The sequence below is a fragment of the Tenacibaculum sp. 1B UA genome (assembly GCF_033978845.1).
GTDB lineage: Bacteria > Bacteroidota > Bacteroidia > Flavobacteriales > Flavobacteriaceae > Polaribacter.
Genome location: NZ_JAKVUA010000001.1, coordinates 243,123 through 269,472, shown reverse-complemented (window position 1 = coordinate 269,472; position 26,350 = coordinate 243,123). Strand labels below are relative to the sequence as shown.

The 26,350-nt window shown below is 32.6% G+C and carries 27 protein-coding genes and 1 tRNA gene; 13 read left to right on the top strand and 15 right to left on the bottom strand.

The features are described 5' to 3' along the window. Positions 1 to 44: 44 nt before the first annotated feature. Positions 45 to 617: a DUF3109 family protein gene (locus tag MK851_RS01335; RefSeq protein ID WP_303504831.1), complete on the bottom strand. Its 573-nt coding sequence runs from the start codon at positions 615 to 617 to the stop codon at positions 45 to 47. A gap of 110 nt (positions 618 to 727) precedes the next feature. Between MK851_RS01335 and MK851_RS01330 the strand changes: the two genes are divergently transcribed. From MK851_RS01330 to MK851_RS01320, 3 genes are read left to right on the top strand one after another with little or no spacing between them, the layout of a single operon-like run. After that, positions 728 to 1,309, top strand: coding sequence for a MarC family protein (locus MK851_RS01330; protein WP_115899595.1), 582 nt, complete (start codon positions 728 to 730; stop codon positions 1,307 to 1,309). 1 nt (position 1,310) lies between these two features. Next, complete coding sequence (locus MK851_RS01325) at positions 1,311 to 1,919, top strand: FAD-dependent oxidoreductase (protein WP_303504823.1); 609 nt, start codon at positions 1,311 to 1,313, stop codon at positions 1,917 to 1,919. Positions 1,920 to 1,942: 23 nt separating this feature from the next. Beyond that, positions 1,943 to 3,073 (top strand): endonuclease, encoded by a 1,131-nt coding sequence (locus MK851_RS01320; RefSeq protein ID WP_320240801.1) that lies wholly within the window; start codon positions 1,943 to 1,945, stop codon positions 3,071 to 3,073. 241 nt (positions 3,074 to 3,314) lie between these two features. Here MK851_RS01320 and MK851_RS01315 read toward each other — a convergent pair whose 3' ends face one another. From MK851_RS01315 to MK851_RS01290, 6 genes are all read right to left on the bottom strand, one after another. After that, positions 3,315 to 4,061, bottom strand: a complete 747-nt coding sequence (locus MK851_RS01315) for a succinate dehydrogenase/fumarate reductase iron-sulfur subunit (protein WP_303504819.1) — start codon at positions 4,059 to 4,061, stop codon at positions 3,315 to 3,317. A 9-nt stretch (positions 4,062 to 4,070) separates the two neighbouring features. Next, the gene (locus tag MK851_RS01310) at positions 4,071 to 6,086 is read right to left on the bottom strand and encodes a fumarate reductase/succinate dehydrogenase flavoprotein subunit (RefSeq protein ID WP_303504816.1); all 2,016 of its coding nucleotides are present in this window, start codon (positions 6,084 to 6,086) and stop codon (positions 4,071 to 4,073) included. Between the two features lie 12 nt (positions 6,087 to 6,098). Beyond that, a complete protein-coding gene (locus tag MK851_RS01305) occupies positions 6,099 to 6,776 on the bottom strand; it encodes a succinate dehydrogenase cytochrome b subunit (protein ID WP_320240800.1) in 678 nt (225 codons plus the stop codon). Between the two features lie 182 nt (positions 6,777 to 6,958). Further along, positions 6,959 to 7,543 (bottom strand): alpha-ketoglutarate-dependent dioxygenase AlkB, encoded by a 585-nt coding sequence (locus MK851_RS01300; protein ID WP_320240799.1) that lies wholly within the window; start codon positions 7,541 to 7,543, stop codon positions 6,959 to 6,961. A gap of 9 nt (positions 7,544 to 7,552) precedes the next feature. Then, positions 7,553 to 8,239: an alpha/beta hydrolase gene (locus MK851_RS01295; protein ID WP_320240798.1), complete on the bottom strand. Its 687-nt coding sequence runs from the start codon at positions 8,237 to 8,239 to the stop codon at positions 7,553 to 7,555. Beyond that, positions 8,240 to 8,860, bottom strand: coding sequence for a DUF6973 domain-containing protein (locus tag MK851_RS01290; protein ID WP_320240797.1), 621 nt, complete (start codon positions 8,858 to 8,860; stop codon positions 8,240 to 8,242). Positions 8,861 to 8,940: 80 nt separating this feature from the next. Between MK851_RS01290 and MK851_RS01285 the strand changes: the two genes are divergently transcribed. The 3 genes from MK851_RS01285 (at position 8,941) to MK851_RS01275 (ending at position 11,205) form a co-directional block, all read left to right on the top strand. Next, positions 8,941 to 9,786, top strand: coding sequence for a helix-turn-helix domain-containing protein (locus MK851_RS01285; protein WP_320240796.1), 846 nt, complete (start codon positions 8,941 to 8,943; stop codon positions 9,784 to 9,786). A 394-nt stretch (positions 9,787 to 10,180) separates the two neighbouring features. Next, positions 10,181 to 10,738: a carboxymuconolactone decarboxylase family protein gene (locus MK851_RS01280; protein ID WP_320240795.1), complete on the top strand. Its 558-nt coding sequence runs from the start codon at positions 10,181 to 10,183 to the stop codon at positions 10,736 to 10,738. A 104-nt stretch (positions 10,739 to 10,842) separates the two neighbouring features. Next, entirely contained in the window at positions 10,843 to 11,205 is a 363-nt protein-coding gene (locus MK851_RS01275; protein WP_320240794.1) for a cupredoxin domain-containing protein, read from the top strand. A gap of 43 nt (positions 11,206 to 11,248) precedes the next feature. Here MK851_RS01275 and MK851_RS01270 read toward each other — a convergent pair whose 3' ends face one another. The 8 genes from MK851_RS01270 to MK851_RS01235 form a co-directional block, all read right to left on the bottom strand. Further along, entirely contained in the window at positions 11,249 to 11,671 is a 423-nt protein-coding gene (locus MK851_RS01270) for a hypothetical protein (protein WP_320240792.1), read from the bottom strand. Beyond that, positions 11,671 to 11,907 carry a PLD nuclease N-terminal domain-containing protein gene (locus MK851_RS01265; protein WP_320240790.1) on the bottom strand — a complete coding sequence of 79 codons (237 nt, stop codon included), beginning with the start codon at positions 11,905 to 11,907 and terminating at the stop codon, positions 11,671 to 11,673. Before MK851_RS01265 ends, MK851_RS01270 begins: the two co-directional genes overlap by 1 nt. 141 nt (positions 11,908 to 12,048) lie before the next feature. Further along, the gene (locus tag MK851_RS01260; RefSeq protein ID WP_320240789.1) at positions 12,049 to 13,341 is read right to left on the bottom strand and encodes an aminopeptidase P family protein; all 1,293 of its coding nucleotides are present in this window, start codon (positions 13,339 to 13,341) and stop codon (positions 12,049 to 12,051) included. A gap of 73 nt (positions 13,342 to 13,414) precedes the next feature. Next, entirely contained in the window at positions 13,415 to 13,999 is a 585-nt protein-coding gene (locus tag MK851_RS01255) for a Crp/Fnr family transcriptional regulator (protein ID WP_320240786.1), read from the bottom strand. 156 nt (positions 14,000 to 14,155) lie between these two features. Next, complete coding sequence (locus tag MK851_RS01250; protein WP_320240784.1) at positions 14,156 to 15,478, bottom strand: DEAD/DEAH box helicase; 1,323 nt, start codon at positions 15,476 to 15,478, stop codon at positions 14,156 to 14,158. Between the two features lie 131 nt (positions 15,479 to 15,609). Beyond that, positions 15,610 to 15,864 (bottom strand): hypothetical protein, encoded by a 255-nt coding sequence (locus MK851_RS01245; protein WP_320240782.1) that lies wholly within the window; start codon positions 15,862 to 15,864, stop codon positions 15,610 to 15,612. A 75-nt stretch (positions 15,865 to 15,939) separates the two neighbouring features. After that, positions 15,940 to 16,905 carry a succinylglutamate desuccinylase/aspartoacylase family protein gene (locus MK851_RS01240; protein WP_320240780.1) on the bottom strand — a complete coding sequence of 322 codons (966 nt, stop codon included), beginning with the start codon at positions 16,903 to 16,905 and terminating at the stop codon, positions 15,940 to 15,942. Then, positions 16,872 to 17,774, bottom strand: coding sequence for a RimK family alpha-L-glutamate ligase (locus MK851_RS01235; RefSeq protein WP_320240778.1), 903 nt, complete (start codon positions 17,772 to 17,774; stop codon positions 16,872 to 16,874). Before MK851_RS01235 ends, MK851_RS01240 begins: the two co-directional genes overlap by 34 nt. 141 nt (positions 17,775 to 17,915) lie before the next feature. Here MK851_RS01235 and MK851_RS01230 point away from each other — a divergent pair, with 141 nt between their 5' ends. The 7 genes from MK851_RS01230 to MK851_RS01200 all read left to right on the top strand — a co-directional run bounded on the left by MK851_RS01230 (position 17,916) and on the right by MK851_RS01200 (position 26,350). Then, positions 17,916 to 20,741 carry a VPS10 domain-containing protein gene (locus MK851_RS01230; protein WP_320240776.1) on the top strand — a complete coding sequence of 942 codons (2,826 nt, stop codon included), beginning with the start codon at positions 17,916 to 17,918 and terminating at the stop codon, positions 20,739 to 20,741. 96 nt (positions 20,742 to 20,837) lie between these two features. Beyond that, positions 20,838 to 21,200, top strand: coding sequence for a dihydroneopterin aldolase (gene folB / locus MK851_RS01225; protein ID WP_320240773.1), 363 nt, complete (start codon positions 20,838 to 20,840; stop codon positions 21,198 to 21,200). A 55-nt stretch (positions 21,201 to 21,255) separates the two neighbouring features. Continuing rightward, a tRNA-Cys gene (locus tag MK851_RS01220) sits at positions 21,256 to 21,326 on the top strand. A gap of 244 nt (positions 21,327 to 21,570) precedes the next feature. Next, positions 21,571 to 23,253 carry a helix-turn-helix domain-containing protein gene (locus MK851_RS01215; protein WP_320240771.1) on the top strand — a complete coding sequence of 561 codons (1,683 nt, stop codon included), beginning with the start codon at positions 21,571 to 21,573 and terminating at the stop codon, positions 23,251 to 23,253. A 131-nt stretch (positions 23,254 to 23,384) separates the two neighbouring features. Next, positions 23,385 to 24,230, top strand: coding sequence for an MBL fold metallo-hydrolase (locus MK851_RS01210; protein ID WP_303506006.1), 846 nt, complete (start codon positions 23,385 to 23,387; stop codon positions 24,228 to 24,230). A 10-nt stretch (positions 24,231 to 24,240) separates the two neighbouring features. Further along, entirely contained in the window at positions 24,241 to 25,878 is a 1,638-nt protein-coding gene (locus MK851_RS01205; RefSeq protein WP_303506004.1) for a S8 family serine peptidase, read from the top strand. 67 nt (positions 25,879 to 25,945) lie between these two features. Further along, positions 25,946 to 26,350 (top strand): hypothetical protein, encoded by a 405-nt coding sequence (locus MK851_RS01200; protein WP_303506002.1) that lies wholly within the window; start codon positions 25,946 to 25,948, stop codon positions 26,348 to 26,350.

Below are 26,350 nucleotides of genomic sequence, written 5' to 3'. Positions count from 1 at the left end.
TACATAAAATAAAAAACGACACTATCTAGCGTCGTTTTTTTATCTTATTTTTTCAAGTGCTTTTCGGCTACCTTTTCAAGTTCATCATACCAATTCTGTCCAAACTTTCTAATTAACGCTTGTTTTACAAATTTGTACACAGGAACACTCAACTCTTTACCTAAAGAGCACGCATCGTCACAAATCTCCCATTTATGATAGTTTACAGCAGCAAACTCACTATAGTCTTTTACGCGAACAGGGTATAAATGGCAAGAAATTGGTTTTTTCCAATCTACAACTCCTTGATTATATGCTTCTTCAATAGCACATAAGGCAGTACCTTTGTCATCAAAAATAACATAGGCACAATCCGCGTCATCAATTAAAGGAGTTTCTAGCTCTCCAAAATCACTGGTAACCCAAGTGCCTTGTTTTTCAATAGCCTCAATTCCTTCTTTTCTTAAAAAAGGTTTAATTTTTGGGTAAATTTCCTCTAAAATTGTTGTTTCCTCTTTTTCAAGGGGCGCACCTGCATCACCATCTATACAACAAGCTCCTTTGCACGCAGATAAGTTACAGACAAACTCTTTTTCTATAAGCTCTTCTGAAACGATGGTTTTTCCTAATTGAAACATAATTTGTGTTTAAAATTGGAAGTTTATAGTAACTTCCCGTAAATTTAAATGCAAAAATACTAGATTGTAACATTACTTATATAATTTTGCACGCGAAAAATATAGCAACTATGGACTTTAACTTCAAAGAAATTTTTACAGCCTTTATGGTATTGTTTGCGGTAATTGATATTGTTGGAAATATTCCCATCATTATTGATTTACGTAAAAAAGTAGGACACATACAATCAGAAAAAGCCTCAGTAATAGCAGGTTTTATTATGATTCTGTTTTTGTTTTTAGGACAGCGACTATTAAACTTAATAGGTATAGATGTACACTCATTTGCGGTAGCGGGTGCTTTTATTTTGTTTTTTCTAGCATTAGAAATGATATTAGGAATTACTCTGTATAGAGATGATGAAGAAGAGGCAATTAGTGCAACCGTTTTTCCGTTAGCATTCCCATTAATAGCAGGTCCAGGTAGTTTAACAACATTACTTTCATTACGTGCTGAATTTAACCTTGAGAATATTATTGTAGCTGTTTTATTAAATGTAATTGTAATTTATATCGTGTTAAAAACTTCTACAAAAATTGAAAAAGTGATTGGACCGAACGGAATTAAAATTATCAGAAAAATATTTGGTGTAATCTTATTAGCCATTGCAGTTAAATTATTTGCAGCTAATTTTAAAATGTTGATAGCGTAACATGGTTTTTGACACACTTATTATTGGAGGAGGAGTATCAGGTATGCAATGTGCTTTAGTTTTAGGTTCTGCGCTTACCAAAGAGTATGCAAGAGACAAAAAAGTAGGTATCATTATGCACCAACGTTCTTCTCATTTACAAGATGCATTGTTTAATAATGTTCTTGGACTTACTCCGGGAACTTTAGGAAAAGATATTTTAGAAGAAGGTAGAGACCAGTTAGAACAATTATACCCTGAGGTTTCTCAAATAGATAACGAGAAAGTAATAGCTGTTTTTGAAGAAGAAGATAATTATAAAGTTGTTACAAATAAAAAAGAGTACCATAGCAAAAATGTAGTTATAGCGCTTAATTATTCTAAACCATTTGATATAGTAGGTTTAGAGCAATATGTAGAACGACATACACGTGCAAATGCTATGAAAGATAGAATTCAATTACGAAACTTTAATCACTTAATTAGAGAAGGTTTATATGTTTGTGGAACTTTAGCAGGTTGGAGAAGTCAGTTTGCTATCGCTGCAGGAAGTGGCGCAAGTGTAGCTACAGATATTTTAACTGTGTGGAATGAGAATGTACCAACAAAGGTGCACGATAAACATAAATAGGGCTAATTATTTTATTAAAAATTATGAAGAAAATAATAGGAGCAATAGCAATCATAGTGTTGTTTATTAATTGTGGAGGTAGTGACAATGTAGTTATACCAGCAGAAGATAAAGTTGTTGCAGTTGACGACTCTTTTGAAGCAAAAGAAAATAAAGAAACAGAACTCCCTAGTTTTTTAACAAATGACACATATACATCAGGAAAAATAAAAATAACGTTTGAGGCCTCTTCAGCAAGAAATGGAAGTATTACAGAGAGCAACAATACATTTACGTATATTCCAGCGCAAGATTTTGTAGGTACAGATTCTTTTAAGTACACTATTTGTAGTACAATTACACCTAATAGCTGTTCTACAGCTACAGTAATAATTAATGTAAAAAATATACCAGAAGGAAACTCAGGTAGTTTTAAGATTCCTTCTGAACTATCAGAGTATTATAAAGATGTAGACTTTACGTTAACAGGAGCTTCTTTAAAAGATGCCTTAGCTACAACGATAATTAGTACTCACACAACTAATTTATCATATACTCCTGATGTTTGGGATGTATTAAAACAATCAGATTTAGACCTTAATGATAACAGTAAAGTGGTTTTAATTTATGGTTATGATGATACCGATGGAAATTACGTAACAGATAGAACTCGTGATAAAGATATGAATGGTGGAAATACAGGAGATTGGAATAGAGAACATGTATATCCTAAGGCTTTAGGAAATCCAAATTTAGGAACATCAGGGGCTGGAGCAGATGCACATCACTTAAGACCTTCTGACGTAAGATTTAATAATGACAGGTCAAGTAAAAAATTTGCTACAAGTTCTGGTGACGCAGGAGATGTTTCAGGCAATTGGTACCCTGGAGATGAATGGAAAGGTGATGTAGCACGTATGATAATGTATATGTATGTACGTTATGGGAGCCAATGTTTACCTAAAAATGTTACAGTTGGATCAATTACAACCTCTGATAGTAATATGGTTAATTTATTGTTAGAATGGAACGCGGAAGATCCGGTATCAGATTTAGAGATACAACGTAATAATGTTGTGGCTAATGAACAAGGAAATAGAAATCCATTTATTGATAATCCTTACTTAGCTACGGTAATTTGGAGTGGTAACGAAGCTGAAAACACTTGGAAATAGAACACAGACAATTAAGATGTTAAAAGCCTGAGTTTTTAAACTCAGGCTTTCTTATCTCATTTGAGATATGATTGATTTAGTAAATAGATAGTCCCCCACAGATTATCATATTGTAATCATCGGCGACAAATGTATATTCTTTTTATTTTTTTAAATTAAAAAAAGGCATGAGTGTGTAAATATCGAGCATAAAAAAAACGAAGCAAGTGCTTCGTTTTTTTTATGTTATATAAGGTCTATTTTATCCTTTAAAACTTGCTTTTAAGAACTCAGAGTTCATACGAGCAATGTTTTCCAAAGAAATTCCTTTCGGACATTCGATTTCACAAGCTCCTGTATTTGTACAGTTACCAAAACCTTCTAAATCCATTTGAGCAACCATGTTTTTAACACGCTCAGTCGCTTCAACCTGTCCTTGTGGTAATAAAGCATATTGAGACACTTTAGCTCCTACAAATAGCATTGCAGATGAGTTTTTACAAGTAGCTACACAAGCACCACAACCAATACACGTTGCAGCATCCATAGCTTGGTCTGCGTTTTCTTTAGGAACTAAAATAGCATTTGCATCGGTAGTGTTTCCAGACGTGTTTACTGAAATGTAACCTCCAGATTGTTGAATTCTTTCAAAAGAACTTCTATCAACAACCAAATCTTTAATTACAGGGAAAGCAGCAGCTCTAAATGGTTCAATCGTAATGGTATCACCATCTTTAAACATACGCATATGTAACTGACAAGTAGTTACTCCACGATCTGGCCCATGAGCTTCACCGTTAATGTACATTGAACACATACCGCAAATTCCTTCACGACAGTCATGATCAAATGCTACAGGCTCTTCTCCAGAATTTACCAATTGTTCGTTTAATACGTCCATCATTTCTAAGAAAGACATATGCTCAGAAATATCGGTCACCTTATAATCAACCATTTTTCCTTTATCACTTGCGTTTTTCTGACGCCAAATTTTAAGTGTTAAATTCATAATTCTCTCTTATTTGTATGAACGTTGTTTTAATTCAATATCGTTAAACTCTAATTCTTCTTTGTGTAAAACAGCATCAGCTGGTTCACCTTTATATTCCCAAGCAGAAACGTAAGCAAAATTAGCATCGTCACGTTTTGCTTCACCTTTTTGTGGTCCGTCTAATTCAACAGATTCTTCTCTAAAGTGACCTCCACAAGATTCAGTTCTGTCTAATGCATCTTTAGCAAATAATTCTCCTAGTTCTAAGAAATCAGCAACTCTTCCTGCTTTTTCTAATTCTGGATTCATTTCATTTGCATCACCAGGAACTGTTACATTTTTCCAGAAATCTTCACGTAATTCTTTAATTTCAGCCATAGCTTCTTTTAAACCTTGTTCATTACGTGCCATTCCACATTTTTCCCACATGATTTTTCCTAATTTCTTGTGGTAGTAATCTACAGAATGTTCTCCTTTATTATTGATAAAGAAATCAATACGGTCTTTAACCGATTTTTCTGCTTCTTCAAATTCTTTAGTATCTGTTGAGATTTTTCCTGTACGAATGTCGTTTGATAAATAATTACCTATTGTATAAGGTAATACGAAATATCCGTCAGCTAAACCTTGCATTAAAGCAGATGCTCCTAAACGGTTTGCACCGTGATCAGAGAAGTTAGCTTCACCAATGGCGTAACAACCATCAATGGTAGTCATTAAGTTATAATCTACCCAAATTCCTCCCATAGTATAGTGAGTTGCAGGGTAAATCATCATTGGAGTTTCATACGGATTGTCATCTACAATCTTCTCGTACATTTGGAATAAGTTTCCGTATTTAGCCTCAACAATTGCTTTCCCTAAGTCGTATACTTCTTTCGCCGTAGGGTTAGTAATATGCTTTAATTTTGCTTGCTCTCTACCGTAACGTTCAATAGCCGATTTAAAGTCTAAATACACTGCTTCTCCAGTAGCATTTACACCATAACCAGCATCACAACGCTCTTTTGCAGCACGAGAAGCCACATCACGAGGAACTAAGTTACCAAAGGCAGGATATCTTCTTTCTAAATAGTAATCTCTATCTTCTTCAGCAATTTGAGTTGGTTTTAATTTACCTTCTCTAATAGCCAATACATCTTCCATTTTCTTCGGAACCCAAATACGACCATCGTTACGTAACGATTCAGACATTAAGGTTAATTTAGACTGATAGTCTCCTGAACGAGGAATACATGTTGGGTGGATTTGTGTGTAACAAGGGTTTGCAAAGAATGCTCCTTTTTTGTGAACTTTCCAAGCTGCTGTTGCATTAGAACCCATTGCGTTGGTTGATAAGAAATATACATTTCCGTAACCTCCAGAAGCAATTACTACTGCGTGTGCAGAGTGACGCTCAATTTCACCAGTAACTAAGTTACGAGCAATAATACCACGAGCTTTTCCATCGACAATTACCAAATCTAACATTTCGTGACGATTGAACATTTCAATCTTACCACGAGCAATTTGACGGTTCATTGCTGAATAAGCTCCTAATAATAACTGCTGACCTGTTTGTCCTTTTGCATAGAATGTACGAGATACTAATACCCCACCAAACGAACGGTTATCTAATTGTCCACCATAATCACGTGCAAAAGGTACACCTTGAGCAACACATTGGTCGATAATATTTGCAGAAACCTCAGCTAAACGGTAAACGTTTGCTTCACGAGAACGGTAATCTCCACCTTTTACAGTATCGTAAAATAAACGGTAAAAAGAATCACCATCACCTTGATAGTTTTTTGCTGCGTTAATACCACCTTGTGCTGCAATAGAGTGTGCACGACGAGGTGAATCTTGATAAGCAAAAGCTTTAACGTTGTATCCTAATTCTGCTAACGTTGCAGAAGCAGAACCACCTGCTAAACCAGTTCCTACTACAATTACGTCAATTAAACGCTTGTTAGCAGGATTTACCAAGTCAATTTTATCTTTATAAGTTGTCCACTTATCTTTTAATGGACCTTTTGGAATTTTTGAATCTAAAGTTGCCATACTTGTTGCGTATTAATGATTGAAGTGATGAAATAATGCAATAACTACGAACCCTAACGGAATTAAGATTGCATAAAGCTTACCAAAAGTTTTCAATCCTTTAGTGTATTTGTTGTTTGCTCCAACTGATTGGAAAGCAGAGTTAAATCCGTGTAATAAGTGCAATGCTAAGAACACAAAAGCAATCACATAAGCGCCAACTCTAATTGGGCTTACAAACTTGTGTTGTAATTCGTGGAAGTACCTAAACTCACCATCGTGCAAACCACTCCAATCACCTTGAATAAATTTAGTGTTGATTTCTGGAAACCAAAAATCGATAAAGTGTAATACAATAAAAGCTAAAATAGCTGCTCCACTGTAAATCATGTTTCTACTCATCCAAGTAGAGTTTGCAGCTCCATTATTTTTAGCATAGTTAACTTTTCGAGCACTTTTGTTTTTAATTTCTAAGATGAATCCCATTACAAAATGAAATACTACACCAATAATTAAAACTGGTTGCATTACATATTGAATTAACGGATTTGTCCCCATAAAGTGCGACATTTTGTTAAATGTGGCTCCGTTATCTGGAAAAATCGAAGTAATGTTAATTGCAAAATGTTGTAATAAGAAAAACATCAGGAAGAATGCCGAAAGTGCCATGGCAAACTTTCTTCCGATAGAAGATTTTAGTAATCCGCTCATTATTTTGTTTGTTGATTAAATAATAGCACAAATTTAAGAGGAACACAGTACTTGAACAAACTTTACGAATTGTTTTCTTAAATATTTAGAATGGGTTTAAATAGTAGTTGTTAAAAGTTATTTTTCTAAATATTTAAGGATAAAAACGTAATAATTCTATAGTTTTTTAAGTTAGTTGGATTTTAAAAACCATATTTTCTAAAAGTTAAATTAACTCTCGGGTTTAAATATTTTGGGTTTTCAGGCAGGCTATGTTCGTAGTATTCTTGACAACCATCTTCCATAACTAACAAACTTCCGTGTTCTAGAAGTATTTTGCTTTCAATCATTGTTTTATTTTCTCGAAGATAAAACATGCGTTCTTCTCCTAAACTAATTGAAGGAATAATGTCCGTATCTCCAAAAGCCATTTCATCTGAATGGTAGTTTACACCGGAGTTTCCATCAGGATAATAAATACAGACACAAGTTTTAAACTCTAACCTAGTATGCTCTTGAATTTGTTTTTTTATCGGTAGCATATATTCTGGCCATTTCATAATGTTTCCCCAAACTGATTTTGGAAAAACATTTTTCTCTATCAAGTCAGAGTCAATAAACATTACCTTACCAAAGTTATATTTAATTACCTCATCGGATGGAAGTTTCATTTCCATCATATTTGTGAGTTCAGAGAGGTTTGTTAATTGCTGAAATAGATTTGTAGCATCTTTTTCAGTTAAAAAATTAGGGCTGTAACTAATAACTTTATTAAATTCAGTTGACATTTTATGTGGTTAGTTAACAGTTATATTTAATATTGATGCCAATTCCTCGGGTTTTTCAAGTGGAATCATATGACCACAATTTTTAATTAGTATGTATGTTCCTTTTTCGGATTTGTTAGCAAACTCTTTTAGTTTTTTAGGATTGACAAGCGCATCATTTTCCGCAGCAATAAAAAATATAGGGATGTTTAAGTTTAAAACTTTTTGTGAAATATCTAACCGAGCTGAAGTTGCTTTTAATTGACGAAGTAGTACATCTTTCCCTAAATCAGCATCCATTTTTTTGATAACAGAAATAATTTTGGAATTACTGTGATTATCTGGGTGTAAAAATTGTTGAATTCTTGATTGAGAGATTCCTTTATAAGTATGTTTTTCTAAAAAGGCAATCGTACTTTTTCTTAGTTGAATTTCTGAATTACTCAATCCATCAGTGTTGGCAGCAACTACAACCAACTTTTTTACTTTTTCAGGATAGTGAACACTAAAGTTCATGGCGGAAAACCCACCTAAAGAAAACCCAATAATTGTAGCAGGTTCTTCAATGTGATTCAGTATGGTTTGATTAATTCCTTCAAAAGAAGTTGCTGGAGTAATATCGATATTAATTGGAAGGATGTTTTTCAGTTTAGGAAAAACATATTGCCATAAATCTACCGTACACATGGTGCCTGAAATTACATATACTTTTTGCATTTATCTATTATAATTAGAACTAACCAAACATTTGTTATTCTTCCACTTGCCGATTAATGTTTTTTTTGAAATAACCTCATTATTACAAGTTAGAAAATTACCGTTTTTATCTTTTTTAATAATTTTTAATTTTCCTTGATGAATGGCGTTGATTACTCTGTAAATCAATCCATTTTTAGGAAGGTTACCACCTTTTTTTGAAAGTGTTAAACCAACCTCGTTGTTAAATAAATCCATTTCTGAGGAGATTTTATCAGGAATAACACCGTCTTCTAGTTTTCGTTTTTTATATGTTTTGTAGTTGTCTTTTTCATGGGCTTTACCAAGTGAACGAGCAGCATTTTCTCCAATTTCTTGTCGTAATAAAGCCATCCAAAAAGCGTGACGAAAAGCATCTACTTGTCCGCCTGCATGATCGCCATCTAATAGGGGAGAAGCTCTTAAAGAGTCACTTATCCTTGATGCTTCACGTGAAACAATAAAAGCTTTTTTTGCTTTAAATGGATGGAGTAGTACCCATGTTTTTTGGGCTCCTTGTAGTTTTTTAAATTGTTGCCAGTTGGATTGAGCAGTGGTGTAAAAAGGGAGTAAAAGAACTAAAAAAAGCAGTTTTTTAAGCATAAAGTTAATTTTAAATCAAAGATACATTGGTTTTGTTAGCTCTCCCTATTTTTTTCGACAAACAATAAAACTATGTATAAATGGCGGTACAAGATATTCAAAACTACTCCTATCAAAATATTTTTTCGTTGCAAACAGTTCAGTTTGAAGAATCATGTGTAGTAAATTCACCACAACAAATAGACCAATACAAGGTGTTTTGGATAAAAGAAGGAAAAGGGAGGTATAATATCGATTTTAAAAGTTACTCTTTTAAAGATGGGGTACTGTTTTTTTTATCGCCTGGACAAGTGTTTTCAGTAGATTCCGAAAAAATTAAAGAAGCCTATCAGCTTAGTTTTACAAGAGATTTTTATTGTATTCAAACACACGATGCTGAGGTATCATGTAACGGAGTATTATTTAATAACATATACGAAACACCTTTTGTAGTGCCCTCGGAAAAAGAAACACAAAAATTAGATTTTATCCTTCAAAATCTAAAAGAAGAGTTTGAGTTGAAAGAAACAGCACAATACGATATGCTACAATCACTTTTGAAACAGTTTATTGTATATTCAGTACGGATAAAAAAAGAAAAAGATGTTGTAAAAGAGAGTGTTGAAACCAAGCTTTTTAAAGATTTTAGTTTATTAGTAGAACAAAACTTTAAAAAGATACATCGAGTTACAGGGTATGCTTATCGGTTAGGTTTATCGCCAAAATCCTTAACCAAACATCTTCAAAAAATAGGAACAGAAACACCAAGTGATTTTATAAAAAATAGAATTATTACCGAAGCAAAGAGATTGTTATTGTATAAAAATGATTCTATTAAAGAAGTTGCTTTTGATTTGGGGTTTAATGATCCTGCCTACTTTTCTCGGTTTTTTACCAAAGCTACCGGGCAATCGCCAAAACAATTTAAAAAAAGCTATAGCTTGTAAAAGAAAAAACCACGCAACGCGTGGTAAACTACACAACTAATAAAGTTTTTTGTTACACTAATACAAACAACCTTTTCGACGCCTTAAAAGTACTGTAATAAAAGTGTTGTTACGTTACCTGTATTTTACGAAACCGTGAATAAAAAGCTAGCTTTTTGTAAGAATAATGTTAGCAAACATAGCTTGTCCAAGTTTTAAGAACCTTTGTCCATTTTTTAAGCCCTATTCCTGTCGCAACTTTGTATCAGAATTCAAAAACAACGAATTATGAGAACAGAAATTAACCAATGCCCAAATTGTTGGGGATATCAAGAATACGATGAACAGTTTCCTGAAAGAGAATTATGTAACTGTGAAAAAACAAACTAAAAAACAACTTTAAAATAGTAAAATTATGAGTACAAGAATTGAAACTTTAAATCCAGAAACCACAACAGGAAAATCAAAAGAATTGTTTGATGCAGTTCAAAATAAGTTAGGGTTTATTCCAAACCTAATTAAAGTAATGGGGAATTCACCAGCTCTTTTACAAAGCTATTTAAGTTTAGGAGAATTAAACGGGAGTGGGAATTTTTCAAACAAATTTAGAGAGCAATTAGCATTAGTGATTGCAGAAGAAAATGAATGTAACTATTGTTTATCAGCACACACGGTAATAGGAAAAAACAATGGCTTGTCAGAAGAAGAAATTGAACAAAACCGACAAGCGGAGGCTTCTGATGCTAAAACCAAAGCAGGTTTAAAATTTGCACAAAGTGTTACAAAAAACAAAGGAAATGTAAGTTCAGCAGAAATAGCTGAGGTAAAAGGAGCAGGATATAACGACGGAGATATTTTAGAAATCGTACTAAATGTTGTAGCCAACACTTTAACAAACTATGTAAATCACATAGCAGAAACTGAAGTTGATTTTCCAAAAGTAGAAGCAGGAAAATTCACACAAAACGCATAAAAAACGAATAGCTCTTGTAACCTTATTTACAAAGTGTAGTTACGGGGTTTTAGATTACAGAGCTATTCATCTATAAAAAAGTAAAACCATAAAAATCAATAAAAATGAAAAAAGTAGTAGCTATTTTAGTATTATTAGTAGGATTTGCATTTACAGCAAATGCACAAAAAGCAAAAACCATTTCTTTAGAACAAACAAAAGGAAAATTCACTCAAAAATCGTTAACCCTTTCAGAAGGAACTTATGTTTTTGAAATTTCAAACAAGAATGTAGGACACGATGTAGGTTTTGTATTAGCACCAAAAGGAAAAACTGATGAAAGGCATCATATAAAAAACGCGTATGTAACTTCTTTAGTAAAAAACAATGGCAAGTCAAGCTCTAAAAAAGTAACCTTAACAAAAGGAGAGTACGTGTACTTTTGTCCACTTAATCCAACACCTCAATATACTTTAACAGTAAAGTAGTGTTTTAATAATTAATAATAAAAACCCGTTTTTACGGGTTTTTTTAATTCAGTTTTACAAATCCACTTCCAAGTCCGTCGTAGTTATTGTCAGAAATTTCTAAAGTGTTTGGTTTTACGAGCCTAATAATTCCAGAAAGGACAATTCCTGAAAGTTGCTGATCGTCGGAAAGTTGTATAAAACGTTCTTGTTTGTTAGAATAAATCGCTTTTTTCATTTCTAGGGTGTATGTACCTTTTGAAACAAGAGTACCATTTTCTGATATTGAAAACTGATAGTTTTTCAACAAGGTTAATTGTATTTTTTTGTTGAGTGTTTCAGGCGTTTTATGAATATGGTTTCCAAAACCACCATCGGTATTTGTCCAGTTCCATATTCCGACTATATCGGAATTATCAATCTTGTTTATTTGGCTAGAAGCACAAGAAATTAATGCAAAAGCGAATATATAAAGTAGATTTTTCATTATGAAGGGTTTTGTGTTTGTTTCTTTATTTTTTGTTCTCTCCCAATTAAGAAATACAAAATAACGCCAAAAAAGTTAGCTAATAAAACAACGAGAATCCAAAAAAATTTATTGTTTCCTTTAAATTTACTTTTTAAAATATCAATAAGCGCAATTATTGTTGGTAAGATACCAAGTAATACTACAATTAGGAGTACTATAATTTGCCATACTCCAATCATTCCTAAATAAGTCATTATAATAACAATTTTTTAAGTACTAAAAGTAGTAAAAATAATGGGAATAAAGTAAAAACATCTTCTTAATATAATAGAAAAACGCCATTAAGTTTCCATAAAAAGGAGTTTTAATGACGTTTTAAAATATGGGAAATGATACTATTTATTCATAATATCTTCTATTTCGTCAGCTTCAATAGGGATGTTTCGCATTAAGTTAAATGGCTCACCTGTTTCTTGAATTACTACATCATCTTCTAAACGAATACCAAAACCTTCAGCAGGAATATAAATACCAGGTTCAACTGTAAATACTTGGTTTGCTTGCATTGGCTCATGTAACAATCCGTAGTCATGCGTATCTAAGCCCATGTGGTGAGAAGTACCGTGCATAAAGTATTTTTTGTATGCTGGCCAGTTAGGATCTTCGTTTTGAACATCTGCTTTGTCTAATAATCCTAAGCCTAATAACTCTGAGGTCATTAACTTACCAACTTCTACATGATAATCAGCCCAAAGGGTTCCTGGAACTAACATTTTTGTTGCGTCATTTTTTACACGGTTTACAGCATTGTACACTGCTTTTTGTCTGTCAGTAAAACGGCCAGAAACAGGAATCGTACGCGTCATGTCTGAAGAATAGTTAGCGTATTCAGCTCCAACATCCATCAATAATAAATCATCTGCTTTACATTGTTGGTTGTTTTCAATATAATGTAATACGTTGGCATTGTTACCAGAAGCAATAATAGGAGTATAGGCGAATTTTTTAGAACGGTTTCTCACGAACTCATGAATGTACTCTGCTTCTATTTCGTATTCCCACACTCCTGGTTTTACGAAATCTAATACACGTCTGAATCCTTTTTCAGTAATATCACAAGCTTTTTGAATTAAATCAATTTCAATTTGATCTTTTACTGAACGTAAACGTTGTAAAATAGGATTACTTTTTGCTACTGAATGAGCAGGGTATTTGTTTAATAACCATTTTGTAAAACGTGCTTCACGAGTTTCAGTTTCAACATTGGCACGATAGTGTTCGTTGGTATTAATGTAAACGGTATCGGCTAAAGCCATCATTTCAGCTAATACTTTTTCTAAGTCTTGTAACCAGTGTACGTTTTTAATACCAGTAGTTTCTAGCGCTTTTTCTTTGGTTAGTTTTTCACCTTCCCAAACTGCAATATGCTCGTTAGTTTCACGTAAAAATAGGACTTCACGTAAACTTTCTTTCGGACAATCAGGGAATAAAATTAAGATACTTTCTTCTTGATCAACTCCACTTAAAAAGAAAATATCACGGTGTTGTTCAAATGGTAAAGTGCTGTCGGCACTTACAGGATAAATATCGTTTGAGTTAAAAACAGCTAAACTATTAGGCTTCATCTGAGCCATAAAGTTTTTACGGTTTTTTATAAATAATTGACTGTTTATTGCGTCGTACTTCATAATGATTCAATTAAATTGATAAGATTCCCTCAAAAATACGGAAAGAAACTGTGCAAATATTAGCCATTTGGCGCTAATTTATATTTTTTCGAATTCTACTCATATGGCGAGTAGAAATTCCTAAAAAAGAAGCTAAATAATGTAGCGGAACTTCTTGAAGTAATTTGGGTTCGTTTACGAGTAGCTTTTTATAACGCTCTTCAGGAGTTAAGGTCAGCAGGTCAATGCGGTAATCGTCAATTAAAAAAATTTGATGCTCAACTAAATTGTAATAAAACTGATGAAAGGCTTTGTTCTGTTTCATTAAGTGTTTAAAATCATCTATGGTAATAACCCAAAGTTTACAAGCACTAAGTGCTTTAATATTTTTGGGAGAAGGGGTTTGTTGTAAAAAGCTTTTTAACGATGAGGTAAAACTATTTTTTAAAGCTAAATAGGTGGTTTTTTCTTCTCCAGAAACCGAGACAGCATGTTGTAAAATACCGCTTTCTACAAAACAGAAATAGGAGCAAACTTCTCCTTTTTCAACAAAATATTGATTTTTTGATAATGAAAACTCGTTAAAATGATTGACAATCTCAGGAATGAGATTATTTAATAAATCATTGTTTACGATTTCTTGAAGGTGTTGTGCTACTATTTTTTTTGAAGCTTCCATTTTTACGGAATAAATTTTAGCTTAAAAGTATAAAAAAGGATGCTTTTTTGTAGCATCCTTTTGAATAATTTATGTCGATGAGCTATTCTAACCCAACTTTTCAAGTAGTTAATACAGAGACTCAGTTAGTAATAAAACTTCAAAAGACCTAATAAGTTAGTGAGAAGTTTTGTTATTGTTCCTTCTATTACGGTTGTTTCGCTTTCTAGGAGTATGTTTTTTAGTATCTTCTGCTGAAGTTTTTTTTGCTTTTTTCTTTGAGTCGGAAGATATTTTAAACGATTTTTTAGCAGGTTTATTTCTAGGTTGCTGCTTTGGTCGTTCTGTTTTTACTTCTTCTTTTATGGTAGATAAATCAAACCCTTCTAACTGAGAAATGATAATTTTTTGCCCTAATAATTTTTCAATACTTTTTAAATAAGCTTCTTCTTCTTGTGATACCAATGAGATTGCTTCTCCACTAGCACCTGCTCTTCCTGTTCTACCAATTCGGTGTACATAATCTTCAGGAACATTAGGGAGTTCAAAATTAATAACGTGTGGTAATAATGGAATGTCTAATCCACGAGCAGCGATATCAGTAGCTACCAGTACTCTAATAGAATTGTCTTTAAAGCCTTTCAAAGCCTTGGTTCTTGCTCCCTGACTTTTGTTTCCGTGAATAGCAGCAGCAGAAATTCCTCGTTTAATCAGTTTTTCAGTTAACCTGTTAGCACCGTGTTTAGTTCGAGTAAAAATTAAAACTTGGCTCCAATTTCCTTTTGAAATTAATTGACCAACTAATTCAGTTTTCTTGCTTTTAGGAACTTTGTATAACTTCTGATTTACTTTTTCAGCAGTTGTATTTTCAGGAGCTGCTTCAACCATTACAGGGTTGTGTAAAATACCTTGTGCTAATTTTTTTATTTCTTTCGAAAAAGTAGCTGAAAACAATAAATTTTGACGTTTCTGTGGCAAAAAAGAGATAATTTTTTTAATATCTCGTAAAAAACCCATGTCTAGCATTCTATCAGCTTCATCTAAAACTAAAACATCTACACGTTTTAGTGAGAGTTGATTTTGCTCGTGCAAATCGATTAGTCTACCAGGAGTAGCGACTAAAACATCTATTCCGTTTTTAAGAGTAGCTATTTGAGAACTTGGTTTTACACCACCAAAAATAGCGGTAGATTTAATGTTTAAATGCGTGCTATATTCGCGTACATTATCATATACTTGAGCTGCTAACTCTCTTGTAGGAGTTAGCACTAATGCTTTAATTGGACGGTATTTCGGATTCTTTTTTTCTGATATGTTTTGTAAAATAGGCAAAGTAAACCCTGCTGTTTTACCGGTTCCAGTTTGTGCAGAGGCTAATACGTCTTTGCCTTCTAAAATAACGGGAATTGCTTTTTCTTGAATAGGAGAGGGAGTTTCGTACCCTTTTTCGGTTACAGCTTTCACTAAAGCTTTTGATAAACCTAACGATGTAAATGTCATATATAATTCTTCAGTAGTATCTAAATAAAATACTACTATGAGCCAACAAAGGTACTGCTATTTATTGGCTTCACTTCTAAATAAAAAAGACGTCTTAAATAAGACGTCTTTTTTTGAATTTTAATATGTGTTTAACTTTTAGCCATGGTACTTTTAATAATACCAACAATAACTAGTAAAACAGCTCCACCAACACCACTACCTGCAATGTTACCGATAATACCAGAAATATCAATATTTAACATTCCTAACAATTGAGCTCCTAGGCCACCGCCTAAAATTCCTACAACAGAGTTCCAAAGAGTACCTAAAGAATACTTTTTTAACACAGCTCCGGCAAGATTACCACCTACTGCTCCACTTAATAAGCTAATAAGAAATTCCATAATTTATAATTTTGATTAGTTAATTGGAATTAAAGTAAGTGAAAAATTACGGATAAAACAAATAAAATCAGTTTGTTATGTTTTTCCTAAATGAAACAAAGCGTCGCCCATGTTAATAATAGGGAAATTGTTTTTAGCAATTACATAACCGTCGTAAGGAGACTTTACTGAGAAGTTTGTTTCTCCATAAGTGTCCATAATATGTCCTAAAACTTGCCCTTTTTTTACTTTTTCACCATTATGCACAATGGGAGTGAACAATCCTGCAACCTTCGCTCGAACCCATTTTCGTTGGTTAATGTGTATTGAAGTAGCATTTTTAGCTATTTTGATACTTTGATTTATCATTTTAAAGTGTTTTAAAATGCGAAGTGTTCCGTTGATACCTTGTTCAATAGCTTTTTCTTCGAGACGTAATGATTCTCCTCCTTCATATACAATTACAGGAATGTTGTTTTTGTAGCATTGGTTTCTAAATGATTTTGGAATCAATTTAGAACCAAACATAAATGGTACATTAAAAATGTTGGCTAGTTGAAATCCTCTTTCATCTTCAGGAGTATATCGTATTTGCGGAAAGTTATTTCGTTGTTCACCTCCTGTATGAAAATCAATAGCAAAATCTACGTTATTGGTAATTTCTTTCATTAAGTAATACGCCATTCTGCTTGCCAAAGAACCCGTTTTTGAACCTGGAAAGCTTCTATTTACATCTTTACCATGCATATCGCGAGACATGTTTAAAAAACCAAAAACGTTTAACAATGGAACTACAATAACACAACCACGATGAATTTTGTACGATTTATCAATTAACATTCTTCGTACCAATTCAATACTATTTACTTCGTCACCGTGTAAACCACCTTGTAGTAGAATAGTTGGCCCTAATTGATCACCATTAAAAATATACACAGGAATTTCTATTAGAGTTCCTGTAGGTAACCTATCAATAGGAATTTTAATTAATTTAGATTCACCTAAACCAATTTTTTGTCCACGAATTTCTATGATTTCGTTTTTAAAGTTTTGTTCGAACATTTTTCTTCTAAAAATTTAACAATGGCTTTGGCAATATTATCTTTAGTATACGCTTCAATTCCTTGTAAACCAGGAGTAGAATTAACTTCAATTAATAAAGAGCCTCGTTTTGAGCGAATCATATCAACCCCAGCAATTGGAAGTTCTAAATATTGAGCAGCTTTAATAGCTATTTCTTCTTCTTCAGGAGTTAAAGCAACCTTGTGCCCGCTTCCTCCTTTATGAATGTTAGAACGAAAATCTTCCTCTAGCCCTTTACGTTTCATTGAAGATACTACTTTACCATTTACAACAAAAGCACGAATATCTTCACTATTACTTTCTTTAATAAACTCTTGTAGTAAAATACTGGTATTTGTTCCGTGCATGGTATCTATGATAGACATGGCAGATTTTTTACTTTCAGCCAAAATTACACCTGAGCCATGTGTTCCTTCTTGTAATTTAATAATTACAGGAGAACCACCTAATAAATTTATTTGCTCACCAATATTTTCAGTATCAACTGAAAAAACAGTTTGCGGAATAGGAAGTCCATTTCGACTCATTATTTGTAAAGTGCGAGCTTTGTTTTGTGCATTAACGATACCTGAATAACTAGCAGAGCTGTAAACTCCATTCAATTCAAATTCTTTTACAACTGTTGCTCCGTGTTTCATTGCAGAAGCACCTATTCGAGGAATAATAACATCAGGAATATCAATAATGTTTTTACCCTGATGTATAATGGCAGGCTTACCATCGCCAAGTTTTATAGAACATTTTAAATGATTTATAATTTCAACTTTATGTCCACGACGACGAGCTTCTTTGTATATCCTTTGTGTTGAATAAATTTGGTCACTAACAGAAAGAATAAAAATAGTCATCGCCTAAAAATTTGAGGTTAAACAAAGCTACTAATTTTTTTGTTTGACAAAAGCTTCTGAATGAAGTCTCTCAATATTCTGTTAATTTTTTTGAAATACTACTAGCTTACTGTATTTTCACTTCTTCTAAACCAAATTATAATGAGAATCTTAGCCAAAGTTTTTATCGCTTTATTTCCGTTTACAGTAGTTGCACAGCAGCCTACCTCTGCAGAAAAAATACAACAAGCTTTACAACAAAAGGAAGCATTAACTTTAACTTCTACAGTAAAAAACATACCGTTTAAAAATATTGGGCCTACTGTAATGAGTGGACGTGTGGTGGATATTGATGTAAATCCAGAAAACACTACAGAGTTTTATGTAGGATATGCTTCTGGTGGGGTATGGCATACCAATAACAACGGAACTACTTTTACTCCAGTTTTAGATAATTCTCCTACACAAAATGTAGGCGATATTGCTGTAGATTGGAAAAACGGAACAATTTGGGTAGGAACAGGAGAAAATAATTCTTCTCGATCATCTTATGCAGGAATTGGAATTTTAAAATCTACTGATAAAGGTAAAACTTGGACAAATGTAGGTTTACTCGATTCACATCATATTGGACGAATTTTAATCAATCCGAAAAATCCTGATGAGGTAATCGTTGGTTCTATTGGTCATTTATACTCATCAAACAATGAAAGAGGAGTTTTTAAAACTTCTGATGGAGGAAAAACATGGACAAAAACTTTGTTTATTGATGAAAATACTGGAATTATTGATATTCAACCTGTACCAAATAACTTCAATATTTTATATGCTGCTGCTTGGGAGCGTGAACGTAAAGCATGGAATTTTGATGGAGACGGAAAAAATTCAGCAATATATAAATCGACCGATGCAGGAAATACTTGGACTAAAATTTCTGATAACAATGGTTTCCCTAATGGAAATGGAGTAGGGAGGATTGGTTTAGCAGTATATGATGAAAACACGGTGTATGCTTTTCACGATAGTCAATTCCGAAGAAAAAAAGATGCTGCTAAGAAAGAGAAGGGAGCAGGAGCCTTAACAAAAGAAGAGCTTGCATCAGTTTCAACTGATGAACTTTTGAATATGAAAGACAAAAAATTAAATTCATTTATAAAAATGAATGGTCTTCAAGAGAAATATCGTGCAGAAAATGTTAAACAAATCATTCGTTCAAGCCCAGGAGAAATGAAACCAAGTGATTTAATAGGTTATTTAAAAGATGCAAATGCAGCGTTATTTGATACTCCAGTAATAGGGGCAGAGGTTTTTAAAACTACTGATGGAGGAAAAACTTGGAAAAAAACACATGAGGGTCATTTAGATGATTTATACTATTCGTATGGATATTATTTTGGCGAAATTCGTGTAGATCCGCAAGATGAAAACGGAATTTATGTATTAGGGGTCCCAATTTTAAAATCGAAAGATGGGGGAAAAACATTTACTTCTATTAGTAAAGAAAATGTTCATGCTGATCATCAAGCATTATGGGTAAATCCTAAAAAACAAGGACATTTAATTGATGGAAATGATGGAGGGTTAAATATTTCATACGATGACGGTGAAAGTTGGGTTAAATTAAATCAGCCTGCTGTTGGTCAATTTTACACCGTATATGCCGATAACCAAGAAAATTATAAGGTGTACGGAGGAATGCAAGATAATGGCGTTTGGGTAGGAAACCACAATGCCAAAATTGATAAAAGATGGCATCAAACAGGAAAAAATCCTTACGAAAGTTTAATGGGTGGTGACGGAATGCAAGTTGCCGTTGATGACAGAAATCCAAATATTGTGTATACAGGGTATCAGTTTGGAAACTATTATCGAATTGATAGAGCAGCAGGAAAGCAAACCTATATTCAGCCAAAACCAAAAAAAGATAAACCAGCATATCGATTCAATTGGCAAACACCTATTCAGTTATCAAAACACAATCAAGATATTTTATATTTAGGAGGAAATAAGTTACACCGTTCTTTAAACAAAGGTGATGATTGGGAAGAAATTTCTGGAGATTTAACCAAAGGAGAAAAAGAAGGAAATGTAGCTTACGGAACCTTAACTACTATTTCTGAAAGTCCATTTCAATTTGGGTTAATCTACGTAGGTTCTGATGATGGATTGGTGCAGGTAACTAAAAACGGAGGAGGAAGTTGGGAAAAAATTTCAAATACTTTTCCACAAAATTTATGGGTAAGTCGTGTAATAGCTTCAAAATATAAGAAAGAACGAGTGTATGTTACGTTAAACGGGTATCGTTTTGATGATTTTACTTCGTATGTATACATGTCTGATGACTACGGTAGAACATGGAAAGATATTAGTAATAATATTCCAACTTCTGCGGTAAATGTGATTAAGGAAGATACTAAAAAAGAAAATGTTCTATACTTAGGAACTGATAACGGATTGTATGTTTCTTTCAATCAGGGAGAAACTTGGGAAGCGTTTAGCAACGGATTGCCGAATGTTGCAATGCACGATTTAGTAATTCAACCCAAAGCAAAACATTTATTAGTAGGAACACATGGACGTAGCTTATACAAAGCAAATATTACTTCTTTACAAGAATTTGACAATAAAGAAGCTATTTTCAGTATGAAGGACATTAAGAAAAGAAAATCTTGGGGTAGTTCTTGGAGTAAGTGGTTAGAACCAAATACACCAAAAATTACTATTCCGTTTTATGTAACTACAAATAAAGAAGTTGTGTTAGAAATATATTCGGGTAAAGTTTTGGTAAATACGATAAAGGCTAACGCAACAAAAGGATTTAATGAAGTAGTGTACGATGTTTCTTTTTCTGAAAAAGGAAGAAAAAAATATGTAAAGAAACATAAAGAAGTTAAGGTAAAAAAAGCAAAGAATGACAAATACTATTTACCTAAAGGGAAATATAAAGTAACGATAGGTGAGTTAAGTCAAACATTTGAAGTTCTTTAACAGATAAATTAAAAAAGAGAAAAACAAAACTGTTTTTCTCTTTTTTTGAAATAAAATTTACACGACTTAATAAAGAAACATTACTATTTTTGCGGTATGGGAATAGTACGTGTAAACGACATTCGTGTTTTTACAAATCACGGATGCTTAGAGGAAGAAGCAAGAATAGGTTCGGAATACCGAGTAGATATCGAAGTAAAAGCTGATTTACAAACATCCGCGAAAACAGATAATTTGGTTGATACGGTAGATTATGTACATTTAAATCAAATTGTAAAAGAAGAAATGGCAATTCGTTCTAAATTACTAGAGCATGTTGCTCAACGAATTTTAGATAGAATCTTTAGAGAAATACAACTGGTTGATGAAGCGGAGGTTAGCGTAGCAAAAATTAATCCACCAATTGGCGGAAATGTTGCTGAGGTAGCAATTATTTTATCAGATGTGCGTAAAAATTAAAAAAAGCTTGCAAAAAAAGATAAAAGCTGTAAATTTGCAGTCCTTATCAATATAAGGTGTCGTGGCCGAGTGGCTAGGCAGTGGTCTGCAACACCATCTACAGCGGTTCGAATCCGCTCGACACCTCAAAAGCTCATCAAATTTGATGAGCTTTTTTTTTATTTAACTTATTTGAGGCATTTGCTGTTGCCATAGGTTGTAATATTCTTATTTAAATGATATGAAAAAGGTAGTTATTTATAAATATCGATTAATATCTGTAGGTGTATATCTGTATTTGACTTGTCTGCTATTACATTTGCCTTTGTGAAATTTAAAAAATATTGAATGGGTTTTTTAGTGAAAAAAGTAAAAGGAAATTAGTAGAGAAATGAAAAATAAATTAAAGACACATAAAAAACAGATTACACTATTCTTTTTCTTGCTTTTGTTCATAAGTTCTTTTGGACAAAGTAACGTTGATACCCTTCCGAGTAAAACAATGGAAGAGTTGTTTTCTTACTATGAAAAGAGTGAAGAAAAAGAAGAAAAAATTAGATATATAAAAGCTTTCTTAAAGGTAGCTAAGAGAGAAAAACACAGACAAAGAATTTCCGCAGGTTATTGGGTTTTATCAGATTTATATGAAGATGATAGAGTATTGAAATATAGTGATAGTGTTATTAATTTAATGTCTGAGAAGAGTATTAAGTATTACCCTTCAGTTGCTTATATGAAAAAAGGATATTACTATCAAAAAAATTATCAATATGATGATGCAATTGATAGTTACCTATTAGCACTAGAATATACAGAAAAACATAATAGTAGGTCATTAGCGTTTAGTATTAAAAATAGTATTGGTTCATTGAAAAGAAGACTTCAAATCTATGATGAAGCTGCCATAATTTTTAAAGAAAACTTAAAATACGCGGAGAAGAATGATTTAAAAAATAGAAGGCTAAATTCAATAATGGAACTGGCAAATCTTTATACAGATTCAAAAAAAATTGACTCTGCTCAAAACTATATAAATAGAGGAAAAAAAATATACTTAAAATTAAACGATACTTTAATGCTTCATCATTTAAATATGAATCAAGGAATTATTGAATGTCATAAAAAGAATTATAATATAGCTATTAATATACTTAAAAATGAAGCTTCCTTTTTTAAAAATAAAAGTTTAAATAATTATTTAATTTACATTTATTTCTATCTGGGAAAATCTTTTGAGGGAATTAATAAAGAAGGGCAAAAAATAAGAGCATATAAGAAAGTAGATTCCTTATTCCAGTTAGAGAAACCAGTTTTTTTATTTATAAGAGAAGCATATGAAGTATTAATCAATAAATATAAAAAAGATAATAATTTAAAAAATCAACTATTATATATCAATAGATTTATCAAATACGACAGTATTATAAATTACAATGAGAGGTATTTAAACAGAAAAATTTATAGAGAGTATGATATTCCAAAATTAAAATCGGAAAAAGAAACTGTAATAAAACAAATGAAGAAAAACAACGCCTTTTTTTACTTTGTCATTATAATGATTTCTCTAATAGTAGTTTTATTATTGGTTCTTTTTATTTATCAATATTACAAGAAGAGAGTTTATAAACAAAGATTCGAAGAAGTAATTAATTCTAAGGAAGTTGTTAAAGCTGTAAAAAAAACAAAAGAAAATATTATAATACCGAAACAAATTAGTGAAGCTATTTTAAAAGGATTGGATGAGTTTGAAAAAGAGCAGAAATTTATAGCTAATAATATTACATTAAGTTCTCTGGCAAAAGAGTTAAATACTAATACTCAGTACCTATCTAAAGTAGTTAACTATTATAAAGGTAAATCTTTTTCTGCTTATTTGAGTGATTTAAGAGTCTCATATATTATAGAGAGGTTAAAAAAGGATGCTATTTTAAGAAAATATACAGTAAAAGCTATTGCTAAAGAGGCAGGTTTTAACAACGCAGAATCGTTTTCTAAAGCATTTTTTAAAGCTAAAGGAATCAAACCTTCTTATTTTTTGAAAGAATTAGAAAAAAGAGATGATAACCTTTTATGATTTTATAAAGTCACTCGGAAAGTTTTAAACGCGTACAATGCTTTAATTATGGCAGATAGCATTTCTAGAAACTAGGCACTTTTTGTTTTCCTTAACAAATTAATTCGTTAAAATTCTGCATCTTTGTAGCTATGCGAATTTATCCGATAGAAACAGGAAACTTTAAATTAGATGGGGGTGCTATGTTTGGCGTAGTTCCGAAAACGATTTGGCAAAAAACAAACCCTGCCGATGAAAAAAACATGATTTCAATGGGCATGCGATGTATGTTGATTGAAGATGGAGATCGTTTAACACTGATTGATACAGGTATTGGAAATAAGCAATCCGATAAGTTTTTTGGTTACTACTATCTGTATGGAGACTTTTCATTAGATACTTCTTTAGCAAAATATGGATTCCATAGAGATGATATTACCGATGTGTTTTTAACACACCTACATTTTGACCATTGTGGAGGAGCAATTCAATGGAATAAAGACAGAACAGGGTATGAACCAGCTTTTAAAAATGCACGTTTTTGGAGTAACCAACGTCATTGGGATTGGGCAGTACACCCAAATGCGAGAGAAAAAGCATCTTTTTTAAAAGAAAACATCCTACCGATTGAAGAAAGTGGACAACTAAACTTTTTGCACCTAAATGCAAAAGATTATGTAGGGTTTGATGTGTTGTTTAAAGACGGACATACCGAAAAACAAATGCTGCCAAAAATAGAATATCAAGGAAAAACAGTAGTGTTTATGGCAGATTTATTGCCTACCGCAGGTCACATTCCGTTACCCTATGTAATGGGATACGATACAAGACCGCTACTAACCTTAAAAGAAAAAGAAGCCTTTTTAAACGAAGCAGCCGATAAAGAGTTTTACCTTTTTTTAGAGCATGATGCCTATAATGAAGTAATAACGGTAAAACATACAGAAAAAGGAGTTCGTTTAAAAGAAACATTTAAGTTTACAGATATTTTTAATTAAGATAGAGATTATGAGAGTTTTAAAGCCCGTATTTTACTCGGCAATTGCAGTGGCTACCTTAGCTAGCTGTAAAACAGTAAGCAACATCCCTGTGCCAACAGGAAGTAATACCGTAGTGAATATTCCAGCGAAAAAAGCTGAATTAACAGACTATGAGCAAGAAAATTGGCAGCATTTAGACTTGGCTACAGATACTATTCCAGGAATGAGTGTAAATAAAGCCTATGAGTTTTTAAAAGGGAAAAAGCATGTAGAAGTTGTAGTTGGTGTCGTTGATTCTGGAACTGATTTAAAACATGAGGATTTAGTTGATGTAGCTTGGGTAAATACCAAGGAAATTCCTGGAGACGGAATTGATAATGATAAGAATGGATATGTTGATGATATTAATGGATGGAACTTTTTAGGAGATTCTTACAAAGAACACTTAGAATACGAACGTATTTTAATGAAACCAGAAGTTGCAGATGCTGAAACCTTAGCAGAAGTAAAAGCATATCAAGCTGAGAAAATAGCAGAGGCAAAGAAAACGGTTGCTCGTTATGGGAGTTTAAAAGGAATGATTGCAGATGCTGATAAAGCATTTACTAAATACTTTGGAAAATCAACCTATACTAAAGACGAAGTAGAAGCTATCAATACAAACGACCCAATGTTAATTAAAGCAAAAGGATTTTCAGCGGGAATGTTTGGTTATTTTGATACGCTTGAAGAGGCGAAAGAGTATTTTGAGAATGGAATAAAGAAAGCTCAAAAAACTATTAATGGAGATAATTTAAAAACGGATTACCGTACTGTTGTTGGTGATAACGCGTATGATATTAACGATAAACCAGGATACGGAAATGGTAATACAGGTCATTCTGAAAAAGATGAAGCGCATGGTTCTCACGTTTCAGGTATCATTGGAGCAACAAGAAACAACGATAAAGGAATGAATGGGGTTGCCAATGTGAAAATTATGGCTGTTCGTTCAGTATCTGAAGGAGATGAGTACGATAAAGACGTTGCTTTAGGTATTCGTTATGCAGTTGATAACGGAGCGAAAGTAATCAATACAAGTTTTGGAAAGGCTTTTTCACCAAATAAAGAATGGGTTTACGATGCAATTAAATATGCAGCATCAAAGGATGTGTTAATTGTAAATGCAGCAGGAAATGATGGAAAGAATATTGATGTTGAGAAGACTTTCCCTAACGATGCACCAGATTTAATGACTGAAGTTGCAGATAATTTTTTAACAATTGGAGCAATGAGTGCTAATTATGATAAAACATTACCAGCAAACTTCTCTAATTACGGTAAAAAGAATGTAGATGTATTTGCTCCTGGAGTACAGGTATATTCAACGACTCCAGAGAATGAATACAAGAAATTTAATGGAACTTCAATGGCTTCTCCAGCAGCAGCAGGAGTTGCAGCATTAGTACGTTCTTACTATCCAGAGTTAACAGCGAGTCAAGTAAAACACATTTTAATGAACTCTGGAACTAAAATAGATTTACAGGTTGTTAAACCAGGTTCTCAATCAAGAGAAAACCCTACAGGAGAGTTAGTTCCTTTCTCAGAATTATCGGTATCAGGACGTGTTGTAAACGCATACAATGCGGTTAGAATGGCTGATAGAATGGTAAATGGAAGAAAATAAAATCAGTATAAACAAGCTAAAAAAGAGCATTATTTTTTGATGCTCTTTTTTTGTTATAAGAAAACACATGCAACTAGAATTCAACAAAAAAACACAAGAATTAACAATTAAAGATGAAGTGCCGATGCATTCATGGTTAATAATCTCTTTAATGTTAATTAATGGAATTAATATGGGGGTTCAGTTGTATTTAATGAGTTACCAAAACAATGAAACTCTTTTTGTTTTTATGTTTGTACTTGCAGTAGTTTCTGTAGTAGTAATATTTTATTACGTAGTAAAAAGATCATGGAAGTCTAAATACCTGCTTGATGAAATTGAAGGAATAGAAACAAGAACAGTTTATGGAAAAGAACGAGTTTTTCTAAAGTTATGTAACGGAAAAAGACGTAGTTTTCCAGTATTAAAAAATGAAAAAGAACTAAGTGATTTTAAGAAAACACTAACCTCAATGGGGATTAAATCAGTTTAA